This window comes from Pseudomonas sp. DrBHI1, assembly GCF_002205115.1.
GTDB classification, from domain to species: Bacteria; Pseudomonadota; Gammaproteobacteria; order Pseudomonadales; family Pseudomonadaceae; genus Aquipseudomonas; species Aquipseudomonas mosselii.
In genome coordinates, this window is the sequence record NZ_NIBE01000070.1 from 48,209 (window position 1) to 63,583 (window position 15,375).

The following is a 15,375-nucleotide window of genomic DNA, read 5'->3' on the forward strand; positions in this document are numbered from 1 at the left end:
GCAGCGTCAATGGCGTGGCGATCAACGCCGCCAGCGAGCTGGTGCGGGTGAGGTAGAAGGTCAGCAGCCAGGCGCCGATGGCCAGCAGCGCGGCGGGAAAGTACAACGCCATGAGCATGCCGGCGGCAGTGGCCACGCCCTTGCCGCCCTGGAAACGGAAGTACACCGGGAACAGGTGGCCGAGCACCGCGCAGATGCCGACCCAGGCCTGCTCCTGCTGGTCGAGCCCGGCCAGGCGGGCCAGCAGTACTGGCAACATGCCCTTGCACAGGTCGCCGAGCAGCGTCAGGATCGCCAGTTTGCGGCCGGCCAGGCGTAGCATGTTGGTCGCGCCGGCATTGCCCGAGCCGCTGGAGCGCGGGTCGGGGCTGCCGCTGAGGCGGCTCAGGACGATGGCGAAGGACAGAGAGCCGAGCAGGTAGGCAAGCAGCGCCAGTGACCAAAACATGCTAACTATTCCGGGCGAGGACGCCCTGATTCTAACGGCGCCCGTCGCCCTTGTCGTGCTGTGGAGAGAAGTGCTTGGACAGAGTGTTCATCGAAGGCCTGGAAGTCGATACCGTCATCGGTGCCTATGACTGGGAGCGGGATATTCGCCAATGCCTGCGCCTTGACCTGAGTTTCGCCTGGGACAACCGCCCGGCGGCGGCCGGTGACGACCTGTCGCTGGCCCTGGACTACGCCAGTGTCTCGGCGCGCGTCCAGGCCTTCGCCGAGCAGGCGCGCTTCGAACTGGTGGAGACCTTTGCCGAGCGTCTGGTGGCCGTACTGATGGAAGAGTTCAAGATCCCGTGGGTGCGGCTGAAACTGACCAAGCCGGGTGCGGTGCCTGCGGCCCGGGGCGGCGTTGGCGTGGAGATCGAGCGCGGATGTCTCTGAGTACCGTATATCTCGGGCTGGGTAGCAACATCGACCGCGAGCGGCACCTGTGCGCCGGGCTCGATGCCCTGGCTGCGATACTCATCGACATGCGTTGCTCGCCGGCGTTCGAAAGCCAGGCAGTGGGTATCAAGAGCGGGCCATTCATCAACTTCGTGGTGACCGGCAAGACCGACCTGCCGCTGCTGGAGCTGGACCGCCGGCTGAAGTTCATCGAAGCGGAAAATGGCCGCTACGCACCCGACCGCAAGGGCCTTCCGCTGGATATCGACGTGCTGCTGTACGACGATCTGCATGGCACCTTCAACGGCTTGGTGCTGCCGCGGGCGGAGATCCTGAAGAACGCGTTCGTGCTGTGGCCCTTGTCTTTGCTGGCGCCCCAACGGGTGCACCCTGGGGTCGGCAAGCCCATGGCGCAGTTGTGGGAAGAGGCGAGCATCGATCAGGTACTGGCGCCGGTGCCGTTCGAGTGGCGTGGGCTGCAGCTCACGCAGGTCTGAGCCGCACTTGCGATCGCGGAGCAAGCCCTCTTCCACCAATCGGACTTGCTCCCTGCGATGGGCTCACTGCTGCGTGTAGGCCTTCAGCGCCTTGAGCCTTTGCGCCTTCAGCGCTTCCCCCAAGGCTTGGCCGGTCAGGCCCTGTTGCACAAGCGGCTTCACATCCACGGCCCGAGCTGCCGCAGCTGCATCGCGCAGGTACTTGCCTTGTGGATAACTCGAGTCCACTGCTGCCATTTCACACGCGGCAATGAAGTCGTCGAAACGCTGCGGCCGACGGTACACATCAAACTTCTGCAGCATTTCCAGCAGGCTTGTCGGCTCAAGTGCCAGAGCTTGATCGGCCTGTTCGGCGAACTCCCCCACCAGTACCGCCAGTTCCTGGCATTCGCGTGGGACCTTGAAGCGCTGGTTGAGTGCTTTGATCGCCGTTGATTCCAATCCGCGCAGCAGGCAAGCCCAACGCACAGGCAGGGATTGCTGGTGCCTGGCCGCCTGGTGCAGTGCAGTCAGTGTATCGGTGCCGTGCTCCAGCTCTGGCATAAGCTCTTTCAGTGCGCCGCAACTGCGCAGCACCTCGACGAACACCTGTGGCTCGTTTTCCATCAATGCCCGTTCGATCTCCTTCCAGCTGCGTTCGGCAGTAAGCGCCTGCAGTTCGCCCGACTCGGCGATCTGCCGCATGAGGGCAAGGGTTTCGTCGGCAACCTCGAAACCCAGAGGTGCATAGCGCGCCGCAAAGCGCGCAACACGCAACACTCGCAGTGGATCTTCTGCGAATGCCGGGGAAACATGGCGAAGGATTCGGTTATCCAGGTCTGCCTTGCCGTGGTAGGGGTCGTACAGCTGGCCGTGTTCGTCCTCGGCCATGGCGTTGATGGTCAGGTCGCGGCGAATCAGGTCTTCTTCGAGGGTGACGTCGGGGCTTGCGTGGAAGGTGAAACCCCCATAACCGCGCCCGCTCTTGCGCTCGGTGCGGGCCAGGGCGTACTCCTCACCGGACCTGGGGTGAAGAAAAACCGGAAAATCCGCGCCCACCGGGCGGTAGCCCAGGGCCTGCATCTGTTCGACGCTGGCGCCAACCACCAGCCAGTCGACGTCGCTGACCGGACGGCCGAGCAGGCGGTCACGTACAGCGCCGCCAACCTTGTAGATCTGCATGTGAAACCTCCTTTTCTGCCGACAGGATACCCTGTCGGCAGAAATGGAGGTGTGTGATGGCTAGAGGTGGTGTACCACGGCCAGGTCCATGCGTCCGTAGTCGCCGGCCTCGCTGTGCTCGCTGCGCGGTGGCATGTGGTGGGTCTTCATCACCTGATCGCCCTGCACGGTCTCCAGGTGAATGTCGAAGCCCCACAGGCGGTGCAGGTGCTTGAGCACCTCCTCGGTGGAGTCGCCCAGGGGTTTGCGGTTGTGCTGCTGGTGGCGCAAGGTCAGCGAGCGGGCGCCACGCCGGTCGATGCTCCAGATCTGCACGTTGGGCTCGCGGTTGCCCAGGTTGTACTGCGCGGCCAGCTGCTCGCGGATGGTGCGGTAGCCGTCCTCGTCATGGATCGCCGGCACCAGCAGGTCGTCGCGCTGGTCGTCGTCGAGGATGCTGAACAGCTTGAGGTCACGCATCACCTTGGGTGACAGGTACTGCAGGATGAAGCTCTCATCCTTGAAGCTGCTCATGGCGAACTTGATCGTCGACAGCCAGTCGCTGCCGGCGATGTCCGGGAACCAGCGGCGATCCTCCTCGGTAGGGTGCTCGCACATGCGGCGGATGTCGGTGTACATGGCAAAGCCCAGAGCATAGGGGTTGATACCGCTGTAATACGGGCTGTCGAAGCCTGGCTGGAACACCACGCTGGTGTGCGACTGCAGAAACTCCATCATGAAGCCTTCGGTGATCAGCCCCTCGTCGTAGAGGTCGTTCATCAGGGTGTAGTGCCAGAAGGTCGCCCAGCCTTCGTTCATCACCTGGGTTTGGCGCTGCGGGTAGAAATACTGGGCGATCTTGCGCACGATGCGCACCACTTCGCGCTGCCAGGGCTCCAGCAGCGGGGCGTGCTTCTCGATGAAGTAGAGGATGTTCTCCTGGGGTTCTGCCGGGAAGCGCGCGTCGTCTTTCTCGCCGCCCTTTTCGGCGCCCTTGGGGATGGTGCGCCAGAGGTCGTTGATCTGCCGTTGCAGGTGCTCTTCGCGCTCCTTCTGCCGGCGGCGTTCTTCCTCGGCGGAAATGGGGTAGGGGCGCTTGTAGCGGTCCACGCCGTAGTTCATCAGGGCATGGCAGGAGTCGATCAGGTCCTCGACGGCATCGATGCCGTGGCGCTCCTCGCATTGGGCGATGTACTGCTTGGCGAACACCAGGTAATCGATGATCGAGCTGGCGTCGGTCCAGGTGCGGAACAGGTAGTTGCCCTTGAAGAAGCTGTTGTGGCCGTAGCAGGCGTGGGCGATCACCAGTGCCTGCATGCACATGGTGTTCTCTTCCATCAGGTAGGCGATGCACGGATCGGAGTTGATCACGATCTCGTAGGCCAAGCCCATCTGGCCACGGCTGTAGGACTTCTCGGTACTGAGGAACTGCTTGCCGTAGGACCAGTGGTGATAGCCCAGCGGCATGCCCACCGAGGCGTAGGCGTCCATCATCTGCTCGGCGGTGATCACTTCGATCTGGTTGGGGTAGGTGTCCAGGGCGTAGCGGGCGGCCAGGCGACTGATCTCGCGGTCGTAGGTCTGGATCAGCTCGAACGTCCATTCGGAACCGGTGGAAATGGGCTGGCGTCTCTGCTCTCTGGCGGTCATGTGGCTAACCTGCGCTGGAAGAGTTCACGGAAGACCGGGTAGATGTCGCCGGCCGATACCAACTGCTGCTGGGCGAAGGTGTCGGGGAACGCCTCGCCGATGCGCTCGTATTCGTACCACAGCGCCTGGTGTTCGCGTGGGGTGATCTCGACGTAAGTGTAGTACTGCACGTGCTGCATGATCTGATTGGCGAGAATGTCGCGGCAGATCGGCGAGTCGTCGTTCCAGTTGTCGCCGTCCGAGGCCTGGGCGGCGTAGATATTCCAGTCACTGGCCGGGTAACGCTCGGCCATGATTTCCTGCATCAGCTTGAGCGCGCTGGAGACGATGGTGCCGCCGGTCTCGCGGGAATAGAAGAACTCTTCCTCGTCCACTTCGCGGGCGCTGGTGTGATGGCGGATGAACACGACCTCGATGCGGTCGTAGTTCCGCTTGAGGAACAGGTACAGCAGGATGAAGAAGCGCTTGGCGATGTCCTTGGTGGCCTGGGTCATGGAGCCGGACACGTCCATCAGGCAGAACATCACCGCCTTGGAGCTGGGGTTGGGCTGCTTGACCAGCAGGTTGTACTTCAGGTCGAAGGTGTCGAGAAACGGCAGGCGGTTGATGCGCGCCTTTAGGCGTTCGATCTCGCTCTCGGTGTCCTGGATGTCGGTGAAGTTGTCCGGTTCCTCGACCTTGAGCCGCTCCAGTTCCTTTTGCGCCTCGCGCAACAGGGCACGGCTGCTGCCGGTCAGGGCTATGCGCCGGGCGTGGGCAGAGCGCAGGGTGCGCACGATGTTGATGCGCGACGGGTTGCCCTCGTTGGCAATGCCTGCGCGCACGGTCTTGAAGGTGTCGGCCCCGGTCAGGTGACGCTTGACCAGGTTGGGCAGCTCCAGGTCCTCGAACATGAATTCGAGGAATTCTTCCTGGGTGATCTGGAACACGAAGTCGTCCATGCCCTCGCCGGAGTTGCCCGCCTTGCCGCGGCCACCGCCACCGCCGCCACCTTGTGGCCGGGCGATGTGTTCGCCGGCGGTGAATTCCTTGTTGCCGGGATGGACGATGGTCTGCTTGCCGCCGCGACCGTGGTGCAGCACGGGTTCATCGATGTCGCGACCCGGGATGCTGATCTGTTCGCCATGCTCCATGTCCATGATGGAGCGGCGACTCACGGCCTCTTCGACGGCCTTCTTGATGTGTTCACGGTAACGCCGCAGGAAGCGCTGGCGGTTGACCGTGCTCTTGTTCTTGCCGTTCAGGCGTCGGTCGATTACGTAGCTCATGGTCCCTCCGGTAGCTGGGAACAGCTGCACGCTTCAAGCTACGAGCTGCACGTAAAAGCAGCCGCCGCCGCCCGGGCTGGCAAGGCCAGCCTCGGACGCACGGCGTGTAGCGTGTCGCTTTATTGCGATTTCCTGACCCGCAGGTACCATTCCGACAGCAGTCGAACCTGCTTGTCGGTGTAGCCACGCTCCACCATCCGGGTGACGAAGTCGTTGTGCTTCTGTTGATCCTCCTTGCTGGCCTTGGCGTTGAAACTGATGACCGGCAGCAGGTCCTCTGTGTTGGAGAACATCTTCTTCTCGATCACCACCCGCAGCTTCTCGTAGCTGAGCCAGCTGGGGTTCTTGCCGTTGTTGTTGGCCCGGGCGCGCAGCACGAAGTTGACGATCTCGTTGCGGAAGTCCTTCGGATTGCTGATGCCAGCTGGCTTCTCGATCTTCTCCAGCTCCTCGTTGAGGGCGATGCGGTTGAGGATCTCGCCGGTTTCCGGGTCGCGGTATTCCTGGTCCTGGATCCAGAAGTCGGCGTACAGCACATAGCGGTCGAAGATGTTCTGGCCGTATTCGCTGTAGGACTCCAGGTAGGCGGTCTGGATCTCCTTGCCGATGAACTCGATGTAGCGCGGCGCCAGGTATTCCTTCAGGTAGCGCAGGTAGCGCTCGCGCACCTCGGCCGGGAACTGTTCCTGCTCGATCTGCTGCTCCAGCACATACAGCAGGTGCACCGGGTTGGCCGCCACCTCGTGAGGGTCGAAGTTGAACACCTTGGAGAGGATCTTGAAGGCGAAGCGGGTCGACAGGCCGTTCATGCCCTCGTCGACGCCCGCGGCGTCGCGGTACTCCTGGATCGACTTGGCTTTCGGGTCGGTGTCCTTGAGGTTCTCGCCGTCGTACACGCGCATCTTCGAGTAGATGTTGGAGTTCTCGGGCTCTTTCAGGCGCGAGAGCACGGTGAACTGGGCCAGCATCTTCAAAGTGTCAGGCGCGCAATGGGCCTTGGCCAGGGAGCTGTTGACCAGCAGCTTGTCGTAGATCTTGATCTCGTCACTGACACGCAGGCAGTACGGCACCTTGACGATGTAGATCCGGTCGATGAAGGCCTCGTTGTTCTTGTTGTTGCGGAAGGTATGCCACTCCGATTCGTTGGAGTGGGCCAGCAGGATCCCGGAGTAGGGGATCGCGCCCAACCCCTCGGTGCTGTTGTAGTTGCCTTCCTGGGTCGCGGTGAGCAACGGGTGCAGGACCTTGATCGGCGCCTTGAACATCTCGACGAATTCCATCAGGCCCTGGTTGGCCCGGCACAGCGCGCCCGAATAGCTGTAGGCGTCGGCGTCGTTCTGCGGGAATTCCTCGAGCTTGCGGATATCCACCTTGCCCACCAGGGCCGAGATGTCCTGGTTGTTCTCGTCGCCCGGCTCGGTCTTGGCGATGGCGATCTGGTTGAGGATGGACGGGTAGAGCTTGACCACCCTGAACTTGCTGATGTCGCCGCCGAATTCCTGCAGGCGCTTGGTGGCCCAGGGCGACATGATGGTGTTGAGGTAGCGGCGCGAGATGCCGTATTCCTCTTCGAGGATCTGGCCGTCCTCGGCGGCGTTGAACAGGCCCAGGGGCGATTCGAACACCGGCGAGCCCTTGATGGCGTAGAACGGCACCTTCTCCATCAGCTGCTTGAGTTTCTCGGCCAGCGACGATTTACCGCCGCCCACCGGGCCCAGCAGGTAGAGGATCTGTTTCTTCTCTTCCAGGCCTTGGGCGGCGTGGCGGAAGTAGGAGACGATCTGGTCGATGCACTCTTCCATGCCATGGAAGTCGGCAAAGGCCGGATAACGACGGATCACCTTATTGGAGAAGATCCGCGACAGCCTGGAGTTGCTTGAGGTGTCGATCAGCTCTGGTTCGCCGATGGCCAGCAACAGCCGCTCGGCCGCCGAGGCATAGGCACTGCGATCCTCTTTGCACAGCTCGAGGTACTCCTGCAGCGAAAGTTCTTCCTGGCGGGTGGACTCGAAACGTTGTTGGAAGTGGCTAAAAATGCTCATGACGTCACCTCGCTCGATACGTGGAGACGACGCCGGATCAGTCAGCTGATGCTGGCATGCAACCGGGCTCGCCGATTGCTGTATACCCCCCAGAACACCTTGGAACGCTACCGATGACCCGCACGCCGGTGTACCGGCTCTCCCCTTTTTTGGATGGCCTGGGCTTAAGGATAGTTGGTTATACGCAAGGTCAAGGGCAGGGAGCCGAGAAGACGCCTGCGACCGTTCGTCAGGTCGGGCGCAAGCCCGCGCCGAGCGCGGGCTGGAGGAAAAATGAAAAAATTATTCGGCGCTGCCCTGGGCGGTTTCCGCCGGGTAGGTGTTGCGCCACAGCTCGAAGCCACCATCGATGCTGTAGACGTTGGAGAAGCCCTGGCCGACCAGGTAGGCGGCGGCGCTCTGGCTGGAATTGCCGTGGTAGCAGACAACCAGTGTAGGCGCGTCCAGGTCGGCGTTGCGGATGAAATCGGCAACCGAGTGATTATCCAGATGAGTGGCGCCGGCGATGTGCCCGGCGGCAAAGGCCTGCGGGTCGCGAATGTCGACCACGACCGCGCCTTGCGCACGCAATTCGAGGGCTTGCTCGGGGGTAATGCGCTTGAATTCGCTCATGGGTGCGGTTCCTTCAGGGATGTTCATTGAGTGGCGCCAGCGGGCGCGGGGTGCCTTCGCGGGTGCAGTCGCAGCGGTGGAGTTCACCACTGTCGACATTGTACAGGGTCATCGCGCCACCCCAGACGCAGCCGGTGTCCAGGGCGATCACGCCGGGCACGTCGACACGGCCTTCGAGGGCGGCCCAGTGGCCGAAGAGGATCTTCACATGGCGCGAGCGACGGTCCGGGTGGGCAAACCACGGCTTATAGCCCTTGGGGGCGCTGTCGGCGCCCTCCTTGGTCTTGAGGTCGAGCTTGCCGGCGGCGGTGCAGAAGCGCATGCGGGTGAAGTAGTTGGTGATCACCCGCAGGCGTTCGACGCCGGCCAGGTCCTTGCTCCACTTGTTCGGCTCGTTGCCGTACATGCCGTCCAGGTACAGCTTCAGGCGGCTGTCGTCGCGCAGCACTTCCTCGACCTCGGCAGCCAGCTCCAGCGCTTTGCCCAGGGTCCATTGCGGCGGGATGCCAGCATGGACCATGGCGATGCCACGGACTTCGTCGTAGTGCAGCAGCTTCTGTTGGCGCAGCCAGTCCAAAAGCTGGTCGGCGTCCGGGGCTTCGATGATCTCGCGCAGGGTGTCGCTTTTCTTCAGCCGCTCGACGTTGTGCCCGGCCGCCAGCAGGTGCAGGTCGTGATTGCCCAGCACGCAGACCAGCGCCTGGCGGATCGAATAGAGGTAGCGCAGGGTCTCGAGGGACTCGGGGCCGCGGTTGACCAGGTCGCCCACCAGCCAAAGACGGTCGACCGCCGGGTTGAAGTGCACGCGTTCGAGCAGGCACTTGAGCGGTTGTAGGCAGCCTTGCAGGTCGCCGACGGCATAGGTGGCCATCAGTGCAGGGCCCCAGGCACGGCAAGGCGGAATGGGGCAATTGTGGCGTCGAAGCGCTTGCCGTCTTCGGCGAACATCTGGTAGCTGCCCTGCATGGTGCCGACGCGGGTGCTGATGACCGCGCCGCTGCTGTAGGTGTGGCTTTGGCCGGGCTCGATCAGCGGCTGCTGGCCAATCACGCCGGCGCCACGCACTTCCTCGACTTCGCCGTCACCGTTGGTGATCAGCCAGTGGCGGGACATCAGCTTGGCGGTGACCGTGCCGTTGTTCTGTACGGTGATGGTGTAGGCGAAGGCGAAACGGCTGCTTTCGGGGTCGGATTGTTCTTTGAGGTAGCGGGTCACGACGCTGACGTCGATCTGATAGCGGGGGTCGGACATGCAAGGGCCTTGGGCGAACTGACGCAATAACGCAGTCTAGGCCATTGGCGGGGGTGGAGGCCAGTTATCACTGACCACGGGGCAAGCCCGCTCCCACGCAGAGAGCGGGCGCGTGGTCAGCCCTGCTGTTCGGCCAGCTTGTCGGCCAGGCGCACGAAGGCGGCCAGGTCCAGCTGTTCGGGGCGCAGGCTGCCGTCGACGCCGGCGGCTTCGATGGCCGCGCTGTCGAGCAGGCCTTTCAGGGTGTTGCGCAGGGTCTTGCGGCGCTGGTTGAACGCCTCGCGTACTACCTGTTCCAGCAGCCGTGCATCCTTGGCCGGGTGTGGCAGCACTGCGTGCGGCACCAGGCGGACGATGGCCGAGTCCACTTTCGGCGGCGGGTTGAAGGCGCCAGGGCCAACGTTGAACAGGTGCTCGACCCGGCAGTGGTACTGCACCATGATCGACAAACGGCCCCAGTCACCGCCACCCGGGCCTGCAGCCATGCGCTCGACCACTTCCTTTTGCAGCATGAAGTGCATGTCGCGGATCAGCCCGGCATGGCTGAGCAGGTGGAAGATCAGCGGGGTGGAGATGTTGTAGGGCAGGTTGCCGACCACCTTGAGGCTGCGCTCAGGCACGCCCAGCTGGTTGAAGTCGAACTTCAGGGCATCGCCCTGGTGCAGGCGGAAGTTGTCGCGCCCGGCGAACTTGTGTTGCAGGATCGGCACCAGGTCTTTGTCCAGCTCCACCACGTCCAGCTGTGCGCCGCTACCCAGCAGGCCCTCGGTCAGGGCGCCCTGGCCGGGGCCGATCTCCAGCAGGTGTTCGCCGGCCTTGGCGTTGATCGCCCGCAGGATGCGATCGATGATTCCGGCGTCGTGCAGGAAGTTCTGGCCGAAGCGCTTGCGCGCCCGGTGTTGATAGTGCTCGGTCATGGTCGGTTCTCGGCCATCTGGTAGGCGGTTTCCAATGCGACGCGCAGGCTGCCGGTGTCGATCCGGCCGGTGCCGGCCAGGTCCAGGGCGGTGCCGTGGTCGACCGAGGTGCGGATGATCGGCAGGCCCAGCGTCACGTTGACCGCGGCGCCAAAGCCCTTGTACTTGAGTACGGGCAGGCCTTGGTCGTGGTACATCGCCAGCACCGCGTCGCAGTGCTCCAGATATTTGGGGGTAAACAGGGTATCGGCCGGCAGCGGACCGTGCAGGTCCATGCCTTCGGCGCGCAGGCGCTGCAGCACCGGCTCGATGATGTCGATTTCTTCGCGGCCCAGGTGGCCGCCTTCTCCGGCATGCGGATTGAGCCCGCAGACCAGGATGCGTGGGTTGGCGATGCCGAACTTGTCGCGCATGTCCGCATGCAGGATGCGGGTGACGCGCTCCAGGCGTTCGCCAGTGATGGCGTCGGCGATATCGCGCAGGGGCAGGTGGGTGGTCACCAGGGCCACGCGCAATCCTCGGGTGGCCAGCATCATCACCACTTGCGCGGTGTGGGTGAGGTCGGCGAGGAACTCGGTGTGCCCGGAAAAGGCGATCCCGCTCTCGTTGATCACACCCTTGTGCACAGGGGCGGTGATCATCCCGGCGAACTGCCCGTCGAGGCAGCCCTGGCCGGCCCGGGTCAGTGTCTCCAGGACGAACGCGGCGTTGGCCTTGTCCAGCTGCCCGGCCAGCACCGGGTTGGCCAGTGGCGTGTCCCAGACGTACAGGCTGCCGGCGGGGGCTGGCAGGCTGGGGAAACTGTCGGGGGTGACGGGCAGCAGGCTGACGGCCAGCCCCAGCTGCGCGGCCCGCTCGGCGAGCAGGTCACGGCTGGTGATGGCGATCAGGGGGTGGGGCTGGGCCTCGGCGGCGAGCAGCAGGCACAGGTCGGGACCTATGCCGGCCGGCTCGCCGGGCGTGACGGCGAAGCGCTGGGGCTTCACTGGGCGGCCTGGTCAGCGCCAGGCAGCTTGATTTCAACGTAGGCTTCGTCGCGGATCTGGCGCAGCCAGTTCTGCAGCTCTTCGTCGTACTTGCGGTTGCGCAGGACGTTCATGGCCTGCTGCTCGCGCGCCTGCTCGGTGCTGTCGGTGGCGCGGCGGCCCAGCACTTCCAGCACATGCCAGCCGTATTGGGTCTTGAACGGCTTGGTCACCACGCCTTGCTGGGCGTTGGCCATCTGCTCGCGGAACTCCGGCACCAGGCTGTTCGGGTCGACCCAGTTGAGGTCGCCGCCGTTGAGCGCGGAGCCCGGGTCTTCCGAGAAGCTCTTCGCCAGTTCGGCGAAGTCTTCACCGTTCTGGATCCGGTCGTACAGACGCTCGGCCAATTGCTCGGTGGCGGCTTCGCTGCGGATCTCGCTCGGCTTGATCAGGATGTGGCGCACATGCACTTCGTCGCGCAGGATGCTCTCGCTGCCGCCACGCTTCTCCTCGAGTTTGAGGATGATGAAGCCGTTGGGGATGCGGATCGGCTGGGTAATGTCACCAATGGCCATGCTGCTGAGCATCTTGGCAAAGTCAGGTGGCAGCTGGCCGGCCTTGCGCCAGCCCATCTCGCCGCCTTCCAGGGCGTTCTCGCTGGCGGAGCGCTCAATGGCCATCTGACCGAAGTCCTTGCCCTGCCGGAGTTGCTGGTAGACATCGCCGACCTGGCGGGCGGCGGCCTGGATGGCTTCCGAGTTGGCGCCTTCCGGGGTCGGGATAAGGATGTTGGCCAGGCGGTACTCTTCCGACATCTGCATCTTGCCCAGGTCCGAGTTGAGGAAGTTCTTCACTTCCTGCTCGGACACCTGGATACGCTCGGCCACGCGACGTTGACGTACGCGGCTGATGACCATCTCGCGCTTGATCTGCTCGCGGGCATCGTCGTACGACAGGCCGTCGTGGGCCAGGGCGGCGCGGAACTGCTCCAGCGACATGCCATTGCGCTGGGCAATGGTGGCGACGGCTTGGTTCAGTTCTTCGTCGGTGATGCGGATGCCCGAGCGCTCGCCGATCTGCAGTTGCAGGTTTTCGACGATCAGACGCTCCAGTACCTGCTGCTGCAGGGCGGCGGCAGGCGGCACGCCACCACCGCGCTTGGCGATGGTCTGCTGCACTTCGCGCACGCGCTGGTCCAGCTGGCTCTGCATGACCACGTCGTTGTCGACGGTGGCCACGATGCGGTCGATGGGTTGCACCGCGGCATGCACCGCGCCACTCAGCATTGCGGCGCCCAGCATCAGCGGGCGCAGACGATCAATAAGCTTGCTCTTCACGTGTACGGTAACCTTGAATGCCTTGGTCCAGGAACGATTCGACCTTGTTGCCGACTACACCACCGAGCCCTTTGAGCACGATCTGCAGGAAGATGCCGTGGTCGCCCTTTTCGTTTTCAGGTATTGCCTGGCTGAAGTCGTCGTAGTCCATCCAGTAGCGATTGATCAGGCGCAGTTTCCAGCAGCAGTTGTCGTACTCGAAGCCGCCCATCGCTTCCAGCGTGCGGTTACGGTTGTAGTCATGCTGCCAGCGGGCAATAACGCTCCATTGCGGCACGATCGGCCAGATGACCGAGAAGTCGTGCTGCTGGATCTTGTAGTAGTCCTTGATGTAACCGGGCGTGCCTGGCGTGCCGTAGTCACCACCGCCGACCCTCCAGTTGCCGGTCTGCGAGTCATAGGTGATCAGGTCGTTGCGGTAGCGATAGCCGAGGTTGACGACCTTGTTCGGGTTGTCCTCGGGCTGGTAGTGGAACATCGCGCTGCCCGAACGAGGGCTGCGTGTGTCCGGATCCCAGTTGTAGTCCGAGTTGAAGCGCCAGTCGCGGTTGAAGGCGTATTCGTATTCAAGCGCGTACGGCGAGACATCCGACTTGCTGTCCACTCGGGTGCGGTAGTCGATGCCTGGTAGCTGGACCTTGCGATCCTTGAAGTACAGTGCCTGGCCGATGCTGAAACGCTGGCGCTGGAAGCCGTTGTCTTCGATCCAGCGGTTGGTCACGCCCAGCGACAGCTTGTTCTCGTCGCCGATGCGGTCGGTGCCGGTGAAGCGGTTGTCGCGGAACAGCGACGAGTAGTTGAAGGTGCTCTCGCCGGAGTCGAACAACGGGATGTCGGTCTGGTCCTTGTACGGCACGTAGAGGTAGAACAGACGCGGTTCGAGAGTCTGGCGGTAATTCGTTCCGAACAGCTGGGTATTGCGATCGAAGTACAGGCCGCTGTCGACACTGAAGACCGGAATATCGCGGTTCTGATTGCTCTTGAAGTCGCCATACACGTCAAGCATGCCCGGGTTGTCGGCGAGGTCTTTCTTGCCCTTGCTGTCGAGATCGAGGTCATAGTGCGTGTAGACGTACTTCAGCTTTGGCGTGACATAGCCATAGCTGGCCTCGAGCGGCAGGCTGATCGAGGGTGCGAAGTTAAGGCGGGTGCCGTTGGAGCGGGCAACACCGAAGAGGTTTTCATCCAGTCGGCGGCCAGGGAGGCCGGCAGAGACATCCGGATTACCATCTTTGTCCAGGACGAAGTCATTCTTCAGGTCACGATCGAAGCGTACCGCCTCGGCTTCGTAACCAAAGTCCAGACCGCCCGGGTGGAACGGCAGCATGCCGTTGAGGGTCAGCTGAGGCAGGCGGTCGTAGGGCGTGATCTGCGAAATGGTCGCCAACTCATAGGCGTGCACGTTCAGGCCAGCGGTGTAGGAGTCGCCACGGTAGGTGAGCGTTCCACGCTGGTTGAGATAATCACGGCTCTGCACGCCGATCTGGTCGCTTTCCAGGTCCTGGAAGTAGAACGGGTCACTGATGTCGGTGTAGTCAACCTCGGCCATCAGGCGTTCATCCAACCCGCCCTTGTGCTGCCAGTTGACCATCCAGCGTTCTTTCTTGTAGTCCGTCTGCAGCTTGCGGTCGTCGTCCTGGTCGCTCAGGTAGGCGCCGCCGAACTGACCTTCGCTGGACTTGGTCAGGTAGCGGAACTCACCTTCCATCAGCATGCCGCGCTTGGCCATGTAGCGCGGGTACAACGTGGCGTCGTAGTTAGGCGCCAAGTTGAAGTAGTACGGGGTGACCAGCATGAAGCCGGTGTCGCTGCTGGAGCTGAACGATGGCGGCAGGAAGCCGGACTGGCGACGGTCGTCGATCGGGAAGTAGATGTACGGTGTGTAGAACACCGGGAAATCCTTGACCCGCAGCGTCACGTTGGTCGCGGTGCCGAAGCCGGTGGCCGGGTTCAGGGTGATGTTGTTGCCCTTGAGCTGCCACGCGTTGCTGCCCGGCTCACAGGTGGTATAGGTACCGTCCTTGAGGCGGATGATGGCGTTCTCGGCGCGCTTGGCGTACAGCGCGTTGCCGCGGATGTGCGACTTGTGCATCACGTATTCGGCGTTGTCGACCCGGGCTTCGCCGGTGTCGAGCTGGATCTGCGCCTCGTCACCGACCACCAGCGAGCCGTTGTCGCGGATCTTGACGTTGCCCTTGAGCTCGCCCCGGTTCTCGGCCTGATACAGGTTGGCCTCATCGGCCTCGGCCTGCATGCTGCCCTGGCGCATGACCACGTCACCGGCGAGGGTGGCGATCTGCTGCTCCTGCTGGTACTTGGAGACCTTGGCGTTGATGTAGGTGGGCGACTCGTCCTTGGGCGTGGAGTCGTTCATGCCCGGGCGGGTCGGCTCGATGTAGGCGCCGCCGCAGTACGGGCCGGTCTCGGCCAGCTGCGCAGCGGTGAGCTTCTCGCGCGGGACCCAGTCCAGGTGGCTGTAGTCTTCGCTGCGCGACTTCAGGCCGCGGCCCTTGGCCTCGGTGACCAGCATCGGCTTCTCGGCCTCGGTCGCGGCGACTTCGCCAGGCGCTTCGGCGCCCGAGCTGGCAGCGGCTGCGCCCGGATGAACCGGGCGCGGAGGCAGGTTGGCGGCGGTCTTGGGCTTGCAGTCCCAGCCACCGGCGGCGGACACTTGGCAGTCGAACTGCTCGGCCGCCACCACGTACGACGTGGCCAGGGGTTGCAGGGCCAGCAGACCGCCAGTCACCAACAACGGAAACTTCCTACGAAACGCGGGGGATTTCAATGCCATCTTATTAGTCCGGGCTTCCTGCG

General features: G+C 63.2%; 14 protein-coding genes. 2 read left to right on the plus strand and 12 right to left on the minus strand.

Annotated elements, in window-relative coordinates; genetic code table 11:
* Positions 1 to 448 (minus strand): glycerol-3-phosphate 1-O-acyltransferase PlsY (plsY, locus tag CC207_RS16445; protein ID WP_088852427.1); only part of this gene is annotated, 448 nt, incomplete at its 3' end.
* Positions 449 to 522: 74 nt separating this feature from the next.
* On the opposite strand from plsY, the gene folB reads away from it, so the two are divergent.
* On the plus strand, positions 523 to 879 hold the full coding sequence (gene folB, locus CC207_RS16450; RefSeq protein WP_028689041.1) for a dihydroneopterin aldolase: 357 nt from the start codon (positions 523 to 525) through the stop codon (positions 877 to 879).
* The gene (gene folK, locus CC207_RS16455) at positions 870 to 1,379 is read left to right on the plus strand and encodes a 2-amino-4-hydroxy-6-hydroxymethyldihydropteridine diphosphokinase (RefSeq protein ID WP_028689040.1); all 510 of its coding nucleotides are present in this window, start codon (positions 870 to 872) and stop codon (positions 1,377 to 1,379) included. Before folB ends, folK begins: the two co-directional genes overlap by 10 nt.
* A gap of 63 nt (positions 1,380 to 1,442) precedes the next feature.
* Here folK and CC207_RS16460 read toward each other — a convergent pair whose 3' ends face one another.
* The 11 genes from CC207_RS16460 to CC207_RS16510 all read right to left on the minus strand — a co-directional run bounded on the left by CC207_RS16460 (position 1,443) and on the right by CC207_RS16510 (position 15,352).
* A complete protein-coding gene (locus tag CC207_RS16460; protein WP_062362959.1) occupies positions 1,443 to 2,540 on the minus strand; it encodes a hypothetical protein in 1,098 nt (365 codons plus the stop codon).
* A 60-nt stretch (positions 2,541 to 2,600) separates the two neighbouring features.
* The gene (locus tag CC207_RS16465; protein WP_088852413.1) at positions 2,601 to 4,169 is read right to left on the minus strand and encodes a SpoVR family protein; all 1,569 of its coding nucleotides are present in this window, start codon (positions 4,167 to 4,169) and stop codon (positions 2,601 to 2,603) included.
* Positions 4,166 to 5,437 carry a YeaH/YhbH family protein gene (locus CC207_RS16470; RefSeq protein WP_028689037.1) on the minus strand — a complete coding sequence of 424 codons (1,272 nt, stop codon included), beginning with the start codon at positions 5,435 to 5,437 and terminating at the stop codon, positions 4,166 to 4,168. Before CC207_RS16470 ends, CC207_RS16465 begins: the two co-directional genes overlap by 4 nt.
* Before the next feature lie 119 nt (positions 5,438 to 5,556).
* Positions 5,557 to 7,479 carry a PrkA family serine protein kinase gene (locus CC207_RS16475; protein WP_028689036.1) on the minus strand — a complete coding sequence of 641 codons (1,923 nt, stop codon included), beginning with the start codon at positions 7,477 to 7,479 and terminating at the stop codon, positions 5,557 to 5,559.
* A gap of 282 nt (positions 7,480 to 7,761) precedes the next feature.
* Positions 7,762 to 8,091, minus strand: coding sequence for a thiosulfate sulfurtransferase GlpE (gene glpE / locus CC207_RS16480; RefSeq protein WP_028689035.1), 330 nt, complete (start codon positions 8,089 to 8,091; stop codon positions 7,762 to 7,764).
* A gap of 13 nt (positions 8,092 to 8,104) precedes the next feature.
* On the minus strand, positions 8,105 to 8,962 hold the full coding sequence (locus CC207_RS16485) for a symmetrical bis(5'-nucleosyl)-tetraphosphatase (RefSeq protein WP_088852414.1): 858 nt from the start codon (positions 8,960 to 8,962) through the stop codon (positions 8,105 to 8,107).
* The gene (gene apaG / locus CC207_RS16490) at positions 8,962 to 9,342 is read right to left on the minus strand and encodes a Co2+/Mg2+ efflux protein ApaG (protein ID WP_028689033.1); all 381 of its coding nucleotides are present in this window, start codon (positions 9,340 to 9,342) and stop codon (positions 8,962 to 8,964) included. Before apaG ends, CC207_RS16485 begins: the two co-directional genes overlap by 1 nt.
* 116 nt (positions 9,343 to 9,458) lie before the next feature.
* Positions 9,459 to 10,259 carry a 16S rRNA (adenine(1518)-N(6)/adenine(1519)-N(6))-dimethyltransferase RsmA gene (gene rsmA / locus CC207_RS16495; protein WP_028689032.1) on the minus strand — a complete coding sequence of 267 codons (801 nt, stop codon included), beginning with the start codon at positions 10,257 to 10,259 and terminating at the stop codon, positions 9,459 to 9,461.
* Positions 10,256 to 11,245 (minus strand): 4-hydroxythreonine-4-phosphate dehydrogenase PdxA, encoded by a 990-nt coding sequence (pdxA, locus tag CC207_RS16500; RefSeq protein ID WP_028689031.1) that lies wholly within the window; start codon positions 11,243 to 11,245, stop codon positions 10,256 to 10,258. Before pdxA ends, rsmA begins: the two co-directional genes overlap by 4 nt.
* Entirely contained in the window at positions 11,242 to 12,561 is a 1,320-nt protein-coding gene (locus tag CC207_RS16505) for a peptidylprolyl isomerase (RefSeq protein ID WP_028689030.1), read from the minus strand. Before CC207_RS16505 ends, pdxA begins: the two co-directional genes overlap by 4 nt.
* The gene (locus CC207_RS16510; RefSeq protein WP_088852415.1) at positions 12,542 to 15,352 is read right to left on the minus strand and encodes an LPS-assembly protein LptD; all 2,811 of its coding nucleotides are present in this window, start codon (positions 15,350 to 15,352) and stop codon (positions 12,542 to 12,544) included. Before CC207_RS16510 ends, CC207_RS16505 begins: the two co-directional genes overlap by 20 nt.
* Positions 15,353 to 15,375 lie beyond the last annotated feature (23 nt).

Excerpts from the sequence above, each read along its gene's own strand:
- CC207_RS16510 (WP_088852415.1), bottom strand. The coding sequence starts at position 15,352 with ATGGCATTGAAATCCCCCGCGTTTCGTAGGAAGTTTCCGTTGTTGGTG.
- apaG (WP_028689033.1), bottom strand. The coding sequence starts at position 9,342 with ATGTCCGACCCCCGCTATCAGATCGACGTCAGCGTCGTGACCCGCTAC.
- CC207_RS16470 (WP_028689037.1), bottom strand. The coding sequence starts at position 5,437 with ATGAGCTACGTAATCGACCGACGCCTGAACGGCAAGAACAAGAGCACG.
- folK (WP_028689040.1), top strand. The coding sequence starts at position 870 with ATGTCTCTGAGTACCGTATATCTCGGGCTGGGTAGCAACATCGACCGC.
- CC207_RS16475 (WP_028689036.1), bottom strand. The coding sequence starts at position 7,479 with ATGAGCATTTTTAGCCACTTCCAACAACGTTTCGAGTCCACCCGCCAG.
- glpE (WP_028689035.1), bottom strand. The coding sequence starts at position 8,091 with ATGAGCGAATTCAAGCGCATTACCCCCGAGCAAGCCCTCGAATTGCGT.
- rsmA (WP_028689032.1), bottom strand. The coding sequence starts at position 10,259 with ATGACCGAGCACTATCAACACCGGGCGCGCAAGCGCTTCGGCCAGAAC.
- CC207_RS16465 (WP_088852413.1), bottom strand. The coding sequence starts at position 4,169 with ATGACCGCCAGAGAGCAGAGACGCCAGCCCATTTCCACCGGTTCCGAA.
- CC207_RS16485 (WP_088852414.1), bottom strand. The coding sequence starts at position 8,962 with ATGGCCACCTATGCCGTCGGCGACCTGCAAGGCTGCCTACAACCGCTC.
- CC207_RS16460 (WP_062362959.1), bottom strand. The coding sequence starts at position 2,540 with ATGCAGATCTACAAGGTTGGCGGCGCTGTACGTGACCGCCTGCTCGGC.